The 10185-nt window shown below is 41.7% G+C and carries 20 protein-coding genes; all 20 read left to right on the forward strand.

Features of this window, described 5'->3' with window-relative positions; all coding sequences use genetic code 11:
• Nucleotides 1-2: 2 nt before the first annotated feature.
• The 20 genes from PASHI_RS03880 to PASHI_RS03960 all read left to right on the forward strand — a co-directional run bounded on the left by PASHI_RS03880 (nucleotide 3) and on the right by PASHI_RS03960 (nucleotide 10119).
• Entirely contained in the window at nucleotides 3-488 is a 486-nt protein-coding gene (locus PASHI_RS03880; RefSeq protein ID WP_062564658.1) for a hypothetical protein, read from the forward strand.
• On the forward strand, nucleotides 481-621 hold the full coding sequence (locus PASHI_RS21960) for a hypothetical protein (RefSeq protein ID WP_156426453.1): 141 nt from the start codon (nucleotides 481-483) through the stop codon (nucleotides 619-621). Before PASHI_RS03880 ends, PASHI_RS21960 begins: the two co-directional genes overlap by 8 nt.
• The gene (locus PASHI_RS03885) at nucleotides 618-965 is read left to right on the forward strand and encodes a hypothetical protein (protein ID WP_062564659.1); all 348 of its coding nucleotides are present in this window, start codon (nucleotides 618-620) and stop codon (nucleotides 963-965) included. The genes PASHI_RS21960 and PASHI_RS03885 overlap by 4 nt, the downstream gene beginning before the upstream one ends.
• 29 nt (nucleotides 966-994) lie before the next feature.
• Nucleotides 995-1252 (forward strand): hypothetical protein, encoded by a 258-nt coding sequence (locus tag PASHI_RS03890; protein ID WP_138599505.1) that lies wholly within the window; start codon nucleotides 995-997, stop codon nucleotides 1250-1252.
• Nucleotides 1253-1282: 30 nt separating this feature from the next.
• Complete coding sequence (locus PASHI_RS03895) at nucleotides 1283-1552, forward strand: hypothetical protein (protein WP_062564661.1); 270 nt, start codon at nucleotides 1283-1285, stop codon at nucleotides 1550-1552.
• Nucleotides 1553-1565: 13 nt separating this feature from the next.
• Nucleotides 1566-1736 (forward strand): RNA-binding protein, encoded by a 171-nt coding sequence (locus PASHI_RS21965; RefSeq protein WP_156426454.1) that lies wholly within the window; start codon nucleotides 1566-1568, stop codon nucleotides 1734-1736.
• A 21-nt stretch (nucleotides 1737-1757) separates the two neighbouring features.
• Nucleotides 1758-1946, forward strand: coding sequence for an MJ0042-type zinc finger domain-containing protein (locus PASHI_RS03900; protein WP_062564662.1), 189 nt, complete (start codon nucleotides 1758-1760; stop codon nucleotides 1944-1946).
• Between the two features lie 14 nt (nucleotides 1947-1960).
• Entirely contained in the window at nucleotides 1961-2143 is a 183-nt protein-coding gene (locus tag PASHI_RS03905; RefSeq protein ID WP_062564663.1) for a hypothetical protein, read from the forward strand.
• A gap of 531 nt (nucleotides 2144-2674) precedes the next feature.
• Nucleotides 2675-3106, forward strand: a complete 432-nt coding sequence (locus tag PASHI_RS03910; protein WP_152996465.1) for a glycoside hydrolase family protein — start codon at nucleotides 2675-2677, stop codon at nucleotides 3104-3106.
• Complete coding sequence (locus PASHI_RS21970) at nucleotides 3106-3336, forward strand: hypothetical protein (RefSeq protein WP_058584021.1); 231 nt, start codon at nucleotides 3106-3108, stop codon at nucleotides 3334-3336. Before PASHI_RS03910 ends, PASHI_RS21970 begins: the two co-directional genes overlap by 1 nt.
• Nucleotides 3299-3832, forward strand: coding sequence for a transglycosylase SLT domain-containing protein (locus PASHI_RS21770; protein ID WP_201024568.1), 534 nt, complete (start codon nucleotides 3299-3301; stop codon nucleotides 3830-3832). Before PASHI_RS21970 ends, PASHI_RS21770 begins: the two co-directional genes overlap by 38 nt.
• Nucleotides 3823-4266, forward strand: a complete 444-nt coding sequence (locus PASHI_RS03925; protein ID WP_062564664.1) for a hypothetical protein — start codon at nucleotides 3823-3825, stop codon at nucleotides 4264-4266. Before PASHI_RS21770 ends, PASHI_RS03925 begins: the two co-directional genes overlap by 10 nt.
• The gene (lysC, locus tag PASHI_RS22400) at nucleotides 4193-4417 is read left to right on the forward strand and encodes an Rz1-like lysis system protein LysC (protein ID WP_425272494.1); all 225 of its coding nucleotides are present in this window, start codon (nucleotides 4193-4195) and stop codon (nucleotides 4415-4417) included. Before PASHI_RS03925 ends, lysC begins: the two co-directional genes overlap by 74 nt.
• Nucleotides 4395-4670, forward strand: a complete 276-nt coding sequence (locus PASHI_RS03930; RefSeq protein ID WP_062564665.1) for a hypothetical protein — start codon at nucleotides 4395-4397, stop codon at nucleotides 4668-4670. Before lysC ends, PASHI_RS03930 begins: the two co-directional genes overlap by 23 nt.
• 352 nt (nucleotides 4671-5022) lie before the next feature.
• Nucleotides 5023-5442 carry an HNH endonuclease gene (locus PASHI_RS03935; RefSeq protein ID WP_062564666.1) on the forward strand — a complete coding sequence of 140 codons (420 nt, stop codon included), beginning with the start codon at nucleotides 5023-5025 and terminating at the stop codon, nucleotides 5440-5442.
• Between the two features lie 150 nt (nucleotides 5443-5592).
• Entirely contained in the window at nucleotides 5593-6039 is a 447-nt protein-coding gene (locus PASHI_RS03940; RefSeq protein ID WP_062564667.1) for a P27 family phage terminase small subunit, read from the forward strand.
• Nucleotides 6040-6042: 3 nt separating this feature from the next.
• Entirely contained in the window at nucleotides 6043-7755 is a 1713-nt protein-coding gene (locus PASHI_RS03945) for a terminase large subunit (RefSeq protein ID WP_062564668.1), read from the forward strand.
• Complete coding sequence (locus PASHI_RS03950) at nucleotides 7749-7934, forward strand: hypothetical protein (protein WP_062564669.1); 186 nt, start codon at nucleotides 7749-7751, stop codon at nucleotides 7932-7934. Before PASHI_RS03945 ends, PASHI_RS03950 begins: the two co-directional genes overlap by 7 nt.
• The gene (locus PASHI_RS03955) at nucleotides 7934-9196 is read left to right on the forward strand and encodes a phage portal protein (protein WP_082710861.1); all 1263 of its coding nucleotides are present in this window, start codon (nucleotides 7934-7936) and stop codon (nucleotides 9194-9196) included. The genes PASHI_RS03950 and PASHI_RS03955 overlap by 1 nt, the downstream gene beginning before the upstream one ends.
• Complete coding sequence (locus PASHI_RS03960; RefSeq protein WP_062564670.1) at nucleotides 9184-10119, forward strand: S49 family peptidase; 936 nt, start codon at nucleotides 9184-9186, stop codon at nucleotides 10117-10119. The genes PASHI_RS03955 and PASHI_RS03960 overlap by 13 nt, the downstream gene beginning before the upstream one ends.
• Nucleotides 10120-10185: the final 66 nt, after the last annotated feature.

The following is a 10185-nucleotide window of genomic DNA, read 5'->3' on the forward strand; positions in this document are numbered from 1 at the left end:
TAATGAGCAGTTCCCCAAAGCGCCGTAAACATAACTGGTTTGCAATGAATAAAAATTCCGAGGTTCCAATGAATACTGATCAAGTTAAGTTACTTAAAACACACATCGTCGTAGAACAGCGCCGAATGCAAAAATGCGGTTCTACAGGTCTTGCCACTCTGTGGGCAAATGCGCTTAAGTATATTGAGCAGCTAGAAATACAGTCTCAACCACGCAATACCCCAATCTTAATGAGCGCGACTAACCCGAACGGTTGGACGTTAGAAGACATTGCACTGCAGTTGGCCAGTGAAATGATAGATAAAGATATGAACATTCAGGGTGATAAACGCCCGCAAGTTATAGAAACAAGCAAACTCAATAAAGAAATAATTGATTTATTGCACGATGTGCGTGTTAAGCAACAGCAGACTAGGGCGTTATTTGCGGAGCTTGGCCCAGACCAAGGGCCAACGGGTAAACCGCGTGCGGGTGCTGGCCATGAATAACGATGACACTATTTTAAAATCGACTGATATTGCATTAGGTCTAGGTTTGTTGGCTCTATGCGCTCTTGTTGTGGTTGGTTCGGCTTATGGGCTTAGTTGGCTTATTGATTTGCTAGAGCTTGAGCGACTATGAGCAGTTCACCAGAAGCTAAGCGAGCAGCTGCGAGAGATAGAAAGCGCAAACAACGTGCTAAGGCTCAGAACTTAGGGGTTAAAGAGGTTTCGGTAAAGCTATCTGAATCGGAGCGTGAAGTACTCGACAACCTTTGCCAGGCACGTGCAGGTAAAGGTAATGATCCTTACACGCGCGATGAATACATTTCGACACTAATACGCCGAGATAACGAGCGCTTAACCGAGCAGTTAAAGCGCCCATGCAATAAATGTAATTTACCACTCACTCAATCATGTGGTGGTGTTTATAAAGGTTCGCCAGATTGCGCAGTATCAATACTAGGCAATCCATTGAAGTTGTGACAAGTCACACCAAGTTAAATGAGGTGGTTATGTGTAGAGCTATTAGGGTACCAAGAAAAGGCGACTTGCTTATTATCCAAACCAAAAAAAGCGGTAAATTAAAAATCGCATGTGAAGTAAAGAGCGTTGTTAATGGTAATGAGGTTGTTTTGCAAAAATCAACAAACAGTTTCTTTAATTGGGATATGTATTTAAATGGCGAAAGCTGGGTTACGAATGTATTAAATATGGGAAAGGTTCAGCTGACAACATCTTTAAACAATAGCAGCCAATTTGCTGAGTATTAATTTTAAATTAGTAATTATCTGAGAATTATTATGACGAGTAACAAAGAGCAAAATGTTAAGTTTGAAATTAAAGATGATCAATTAGTTGTATCAATTGGTATCGAATCATTAAAGCGCTCTATAGAACACGACGCACCAGAAATAATTGTTACTGATAGCGGTCAAGCTGCTGTTGCAATTAAGCGTGTAATTTCTAGTGAAGAACAGGACGGTAGAACACCATTTCATAGCATGATTGCAGAGGCAGCTTATCAAGCTCTTGGTGATGGTGAAGCGGGATTAGATGAAGTCGATTGTTAGGGGGTAGGTGGTTGTGGCGAAAGTTATTTTAGATATTAATTTACCAGAGGGTGTAACTGAACAAGAGTTAGCGCACTTCCTTAACTATAAGCTTTTAGGCCATGGTGGCACTGATGAAGTGCTATCTAAATTCAAGTATGAAGAAATCGACGTTAATTACTTCGATATAGAGATTAACGACTAATCTTAGAATGCAGGTGTTAAAATGTACGTAGATATGACGGGTAACTTGGTAGTGGCTATGCCTGATATTGATGGTAAATGCCCTGAATGTGAAACTTCATTCACTGTCGATGGTGTTGATTTTGAAAAGGTCTTTAATGAGCCTTTAGCTTCGGCAGAAGTAAAATGCGAAAGATGTGGCAATGATTTTTATGTTCATGTAGAAAACTAAATGGAATACAGGCTATGACAGAGCAGTTACCTCGATTTGAACGAATAAGTGACGGTTCAGTGGCGCTTGTTGTTAGTTATCAAGATGAATTTGGGAATGATTGCACCATTAGACATTTTATCTCTGAAAAAACAGCCAACCGCTTACTCAACGAACTGGTTAAGCTTGAACCCACCCGCCAAGTATTAAGCAAGTAACTGTTGGATTAAATTATAATGTCTTGTAACCATCCAAAAACACAAGGTCGTAAGAATCAAAAAGGCTTATGGTGTGTTGACTGCAAAATAAAGATTTATGACGTTGAAAGTAAACCATGCGGTGAATGTCAACACTTTAAGAAAGACTTGGGTAGCAATGTCATTGGTTATTGCCGCCCTAAATTAATGACAGTAACTAGCAGTTTAAATGTCACTTACAGGGTTAGTGACGGAACTTGTTTCTTACAAAAGATAATTTAAAGTCGACTTACTCAATATAGATGTAATCCTTGCGTAAGATAAAAGCCATTTGGTTTGTCAGTAAAAACTCAAAGTGTGTTTTTTTGATTAAAAATCACAAAATGTGGTTTACAGCTTTGGCATAAAAATGTATTGTTCTTGCCAAGGTGGTAAAGCTGTATACAAAGCCTCCTAGATAATAACTGAAAGATACCCGATACTTATGCACGTTACTTGCTAAGCCCAACCCTAACCGGTTGGGCTTTTTTTGTGCCTGAACGTAGGCCCGCCATGATGAATTTAATTGAACAATTAAAACGCCACGCGGGTTTTTATGAGTGCGTGTGGCATTCAAACTCAAAGTGTTTGATTGGTTACGGCCACGACTTAAATGCAGAGCCATTACCTGACTATTTGCACCGCGATTTTGACAATAACCCAATCACCGAAGATGAAGCCGAACAGCTGCTTGCATCAGACTTAATGAATTTACGCGATCTGGTATATCAGTGTTTAGACCTCAATCAATTTAATTATGTGCGCCAGCAAACAATTTTAAGCATTGCTTATTGGCTTACGTTCCCGCGCTTTTGTCGTGAAGAAAACTTAATTACCGCGTTCAAACAAAACAATTTTGAAGCAGCAGCGTCAATTGTTCTGACATTCAAACCTGAATTTAGAGCAGAAGAATTAGCTAAACAAATTTTAACAGGTGAATACTAATGAGTTTTGCAACAACGTTTATAAGCGGCGCAGGTTACAACCTTTTATTAGCTTTAATTGCTTTTGTTTTATTCCATGTTGCAGTTAGGTTTATCAATAACCGCAACGGTTACACGCTTGATAAGTTAATTCAGGATTGCCGCAATGATAAAAACTATATGGCTTTATCTGTGCTGTTTGGTATGTACGCTATTGCCGCTGCACTCTTATTCGGCTCAGTTATCTCTTGATTGTCGATTTGATAAAGAGATAGAAAGCGCTGTTAAACGTTTTAGCCCTGGTCGTGATCCTGACCTTTTAAAAGCCCAGTTGTGGCAAGAATCTCGTTTCCGTGTAGATGCAGTAAGCCCCGTGGGCGCACAGGGAGTGGCCCAATTTATGCCCGCTACTTGGCAAGAGCAAACCGCTAAATTAGGAATAGCCGGTTCGCCGTTTAATGCTGAGTTGTCGATATTAGTTGCAGCACGTTATATGCAGCAACAGTATTCTTTCTGGTCATCCCCAAGGCCAGAATATGACAGAGAAAACCTAGCGCTTTGTAATTATAACGCTGGCGCAGGTAACTGTTTAAAGGCGCAAAAGCTTAGTGGTGGTGAAACTCTTTACCCTCACATCATTCAGTATTTACCACAAGTCACTGGCCATCACTCGCGCGAAACGATTGAGTACGTGCAGCACATAAGACGGTACCAGTTACAAATAAAAGCGAGGTTCGCATGTTTCTAAATAAATCATCACTCATGATTGCAGTAGCGCTGGCCGCAACAGCTGGCGCAGTTGTTATGGTCAACAAGTACGACACTGCAGTTGATACAATCGAAAATCTAACAGGCGCCAACGAACGTTTGCTAAAACAAGTAAGTGCTTATGAGGCTGATCTGTATCAAAGCGAGCAAGATAAACGTGCATTGCGCTCTGATCTTAAGCAGCAAGAACAAATGTTTAATGCTTATCTAGCTGATTTTAGTGATGTGAAAGAACAACAAACCGTTGTGCAAACTAAGCTAAAAGAGGTCTTTATTAATGAGCCAGCTAATCAAGATTGGGGTAACACTAAGTTGCCTCCTAATATTAAGCGCGTGTTCGATGACGCCACCCGAACCACAGGTGATCACGATAACGAAACAAGTTCCGGTGCTGCCCCCGCTGCACCTCCTTAATGACTGCACTGTCAGTCAATCACCAGTTAACACCAACCGCGAACTGCTAACTTTCGCAGTTAAAGCCCACAACACTAACGTGCTTTGTAACCTAGACAAAGCCGCACTAAGACAATGGCGAGCCAAACATGAGCACAGCAAACAACAATGATTCTAAATTTGAAAAGATTGCGCTCTTTGTACTTGGCTCTTTGATTGTTAGCGTTCTTGGTTGGGTTGCTATGACAGTGAACCAAAACCAACTGCAGTACGCTCGTATAGAGGAACGCTTAGCCAATCAGTCAGTGATACTTGAATACCTGCAGAAGAAGTTTAATGACTCTACTGTTTGGCAATCTCGAATGGAAACTGACTTAGCATTAATCAAGCAGCGCCTTAATGCATTGGAGCAAGACAAGAAGTAATTAACACTCCCTTGGTGAACCAACTTAGTAACTTACTGCCCGCCGTCGTGCGTGCGATAGGCTTTAAAGCCACTGACTAATCAAGCACCAAGGGAGTGACCAATTAAATACTTAATGAGTATTTAAAAAGTATTCATTAAATATTTATATTAGCTATATGTGAAGTTTGTAGTGCTTTAGAAATGAAAAAACCGACCTAAGTTAGGTCGGCAGTTTCGCCCAAGCCCAGTGGTCGCAATGCCAAACGTGGGACAAGGGAAAGTCGTGTTCATATTGTAGGCGCGTCTTATGATTATAACAAGGCCGATATGTCACTGGCCTTGTGGAAAGTAAATAACTTTGGGTTGATAAGATGCCAGCAGCTATACCAAAGCGTTGCCGCGAACATGGTTGCGGTAACAAAACAACACTGCGCCACGGTTACTGTGAGGAACATGCACACCTAGCAAGCTGGGGTAAGTATCAGAAGCAGCAGCAGCGCCAAGGCAAGCGTGTATATCAAACAAAGGAATACAAGCACACACGCGAGATAGTTAAAACAAAAGCTAAATGTTTGTGCATTAACTGTCTTACTCAGCCAAAGCCAATTGTTAAATCTGGTTCTGTCTGTGAGCACATTGTACCGGTTGCGAAAGGTGGTACCGAAGCACTATCAAACCTTTCTTGGTTCTGTGAATCGTGTGCAAATTTCAAAACTGGATGGGAAAAGAACAAAACAGTTAAAGCGATACTCGAAAAATACGGGCATACCGCAATAAATCTGAATTCTTAGATGGGTAGGGGGGTCAAAATTGTTCAGCAAACCCCCTATTCTAAGTACCGCCATCCAGTCAAATTTTTATACGCAAATAATAAGAATTGGAATTTGATCAACCTGTGATCATATCTCGATCATTTAATTTACTTTTGTTGCAGGTGAAAAATGGCAGAAAGTAGAGCGCCAGGTGGTGGAAATATTAAAGGCGGTTTGTCTGTTGGTGACACTTCGATTACCCGAAAACCCAACTGCCCTAAAGAACTGCTTTTAGATGATCATGCGATTGACGCCTGGCATTCAAACCTCGGGATTATGTTTGAAAGAAAATCATTTGCTTCAGAGGATATCCCGCATCTAATAAATTACTGCAATGCGATCAGTAAAATTATTAAGCTCGAATCACAGTTCGCAGACTTAAATAACTTAACTGATGTGACGAGTGCGGGAAGCTTAAAACTTCATCCTTACGTAACTGCACATAATATTTTCACTAACCAATCTTTAAAATTGGCCAGCCAATTGGGATTAACACCAATGGCCCGCGCCCGAATGCTGAGCGGTGGCAAAGGCAAAGGCGAAGAAGATGACGAGGATGATTTCAAAGAGTATTAAAATATGGCCACTTTCCCTAACGTTAATGCGGCAAACAAATACGCCCGTGACGTTGTGGCGGGAAAAATACCAAATTGCCGTGAAGTAATACTTGCATGCCAACGTCATCTAGACGAACTCGCAAAAGAAAAAGACCCTAATTTTAAATTTCGGTTTGATAAGGCAAAGGCAGAGCGCGTTTGCTCATTCATTCAGAAAATGCCTCACACCAAAGGTGAATGGGCGCGAAAAAAACTAAAAATATCACTAGAATCGTGGCAGTTGTTTTTCTTTGCTGCCTCATTTGGTTGGGTGGTAAAGAAAACGGGCAAGCGCCGTTTTCGCGAGGTGATGCTTAAGGTGCCTCGTAAAAATGGCAAGTCGATTATTGCCGCAGGTGTCGGTATATATGGTATTTGCGCCGATGAAGAATACGGCAGTGAAGTTTATTGCGGTGCTACAAATGAAAAGCAAGCTTGGGAGGTTTTTAAGCCAGCAAGGCTAATGGCTCTAAAGTTACCGAAACTGCGAAAGCGATTTGGTTTGCAACTTCATGCCAAGAAATTAACCCGCAGTGATGGTTCAGTATTCGAGCCTGTGATCGGTCAACCTGGCGATGGTAGTTCACCGCACATTGCAATCGTGGATGAATACCACGAACAAAACACAAGCGAGCAGTACGATACATTCGATACTGGTATGGGTTCGCGTGAACAGCCAATGACATTGGTTATCACCACAGCCGGTACTAACTTAATGAGTCCGTGTTTCGATTTAGAGTTGCGAGTTAAAGCAATGCTAAACGGTACGCAAGACGATCACTTGTTTGGTTTGCTGTATGGAATCGACGAGGACGACGATTGGACTGATCCAGCAATTTTAAAAAAGGCTAACCCTAATTACGGCATTAGCGTTAAGGCCGATTACTTATTGGCCCAGCAACAAAAAGCAATAAACAGCCCCAACTTTACCAACACCTTTAAAACGAAGCATTTAAACATGTGGGCCAGTGCTAAATCGGCCTATTTCAACATGGAAAAATACAAAGAGTGTGAAGACAAAGATCTTAGTATTGATTTTTTCCGTGGGGTTGATTGTGTTCAAGCGCTCGACTTAGCTCGCAAGCTTGATATGAACTCAAAGGTACGTCTGTTTTGGAAAGAAATAGAAGGTAAAACACACTGGTATTGCGTTGCCCCGCAATTCTGGGTGCCGTATGAGCAGGTTTTTAACAACGAAAACAAACAACTTGAAGAAATATTCCAACGATATTTAACTCAAGGTTATTTGAGCGTAACAGATGGTGCCGAAATAGATTATCGGCAAATTAAAGACGATGTAATTGCAAGCCATTTAGAAACCCCGTGCATATCAGTACCAATTGATCCGCATGGTGCAACCAACTTAAGCCATCATCTTGCCGATGAGGGCTTAGAGGTTGTGACAGTCACACAGAATTTCACAAACCTTTCAGACCCAATGAAAGAACTGGAAGCGGCCATTAACTCAGGTCGCTTTCATCATGACGGCAACCCAATCATGGCTTGGCACATATCAAATGTTATAGGTAAGCATTATCAAGGTAATGATGATGTGGTTAGGCCCGTTAAACAAAAAGCGATTAATAAAATAGATGGCGCGGTGGCGCTCATCATGGCTATTGGTGAGGCTATGCTGAAAATGCGAGAGCCGCCGCCTATAAAATCAATTTATGACTCAGGAGAAGTCGGATGCTAAAAGACATCATAAGCGCCCTAATCGGCTTCATTGGCATAATTCTAACTGCGTATGGCGCATGGTTATTTTTACCTGCACTTGGATTCACAGTGTTTGGGTTATTCCTGATTGCATACTCATTTTTAATGGCACGTGCAACAGCGTTTGAAAAGGCTGCTAACAAAAAAGGCAACTCATAATGTGGTCATCACTATTTACACCAACAAGCACATCAAGCAGCAGTTCAAATTTTACAGGTACTAGTGGTTGGGGGTCTAATAGAGGTTCAAAAGCAGGTGTTGCAATAAATGAAGACACTGCGCTTGCCCAATCTGTTGTTGCTCGCTGTGTCACTTTGCTTGCAAGCGAATTAGGCAAAATGCCTTGTGAAGTTTACAAGCGAAATGGTGACCAGAGAGATAAAGCCCCTGAGCACCCGTTGTATAATTTGTTGAAATATCAACCAAACCAAAAAGATACTGCGTTCGAATACTTTGAGCGGGGACAGGGATTTCTTGGTTTGAACGGTAACCACTTAGCGTTAATTGATCGAAAAAAAAACCACGAAATAAAAGAACTAATCCCGATACATCGAGATAAAGTAATTATTTTAAAAGGCAGTGATGGCCTACCTTATTACAAAATTCCAGAGTGGGATAATCAAGTTTTTACCATGCGTGAGATTCACCATGTTAAAGGTTTTAGTCGTGATGGGTTTCAAGGTGAATCACCGCTACAGACTAGCGCCGATACAATTGGTTTGGCACTCGCTCAAGAAGAATACGCGGCAAAAGCATTTTCTAATGGCCTTGCAATAAGTGGTGTGATTACTAGACCTAAAGAGGCGGGGCAAATAGAGACTCAGGCTGGTATTGATAACTTGGTCAATGGGTTTACCGATCGCCATTCGGGTTTGCGGAATGCGTTTAGCGTGGCTTTATTGCAAGAGGGGATGGATTACAAGCAGCTTGCACAGAACCATCAACAAGCGCAATTAATTGAAGCCAGAAAAGCAAGCATAGCTGATATATGTCGCTTGTATGGCGTGCCTCTTTCCATGGTATTTGAGTCAAGCGGTGAATCATATAAATCGGTTGAGCAGAACACGCTTAATTATCTTATGTTCGCAGTGATGCCATGGCTAAAGCGTTGGGAGCAAGCCATGCATCGTGATTTGCTTAGTCCAAGCGAAAAATCCACGCATCTAATCGAGTTTAATTTTAATAGCTTGATCCGTGGAGATATGGAAACGCGCTTTAAATCGTACGCGCTTGGCCGCCAATGGGGTTGGTTATCAATAAACGATATTCGAAGGATGGAAAACTTACCTCCTGTAGAAGGTGGAGATATATACCTAGCCCCATTGAATATGGTTGACAGCAAAAACATGGACGTCCACCAAAAAATTGAGCAAGCAACAGAAGAACAAATAAAAGAGATTGAATTATTATGCCGCAGATAAACTACACCAATATCGCTGAGATGGCGTTTAATCAACCGTTATTGTTAACGGCAAGCTTGGCGAACACCATTGAAGCTTTTTTAACTCCTCGTGTTCTGGGCCTTAAAGTGGATAAGCACGAAAACCCAGAGAAAATTAGCGCCCAAGAATCTACACCGATACCTTTAGGTGATCCTGAAAAGGGTGATCGAATTGTAGTAGTTCCAGTTCATGGAATCCTAGTGCCGCGACGAGGTTCAATTACAGATACGTGCGAAGAAGTCATGAGTTACGAGTTGCTACGTAGTCAAATTCAAAAAGCTCTAAATGATGAGTCAGTATTAGAGGTTGTCCTTGATATAAACAGCGGGGGTGGTACAGCCCAAGCAGCTTTTGAATGTGCAGAATTCATTTATCAAGCTCGCAGTATTAAACCTATACGAGCAATTATCAACTTCAATGCTTATTCAGGTGCGTATTTGATAGCTTCGGCTTGTACTGAGATTATTATTTCTGAAACCGCAGGTGTTGGTTCAATTGGTGTATATCAGAAACGCTTAGATTTAACTAAGGCATATGAAGAAGCAGGGTATAAAGTCCACACATTCCACAGGGGTGCTACAAAGGTATTTTTTCATCCTGATGTAGAAATGAGCGAAGAAGAAAGAGCCCACACAGAACAGAACATTGAAAACACATATCAGAAGTTTGTTGGTGCAGTTGCAAAGTATCGCGAGCTAAGTTTAAGCGAAGTGCAAGCAACAGAAGCTGATACTTACGAGGGTCAAGCTGCAATAGCCTTAAAGTTGGCGGATCGACTCGCCACACCTCAAGATGCAATTAACCAAATTGCGCTATCCGCTGTTCAGCGTTCAAGCACCCCGACGCTCTCGAAGAAAATATCAGTACAAGCTGCTTCGCTACTGTTAAACACGCCGAAATAAATCCCTGCCTCGCGGCAGATTTAACCAAAAAGGTCGCATTCGCGGCCTTTTTTTATATCAAAAAAG

The organism is Pseudoalteromonas shioyasakiensis (assembly GCF_001550135.1).
GTDB lineage: Bacteria > Pseudomonadota > Gammaproteobacteria > Enterobacterales > Alteromonadaceae > Pseudoalteromonas > Pseudoalteromonas shioyasakiensis.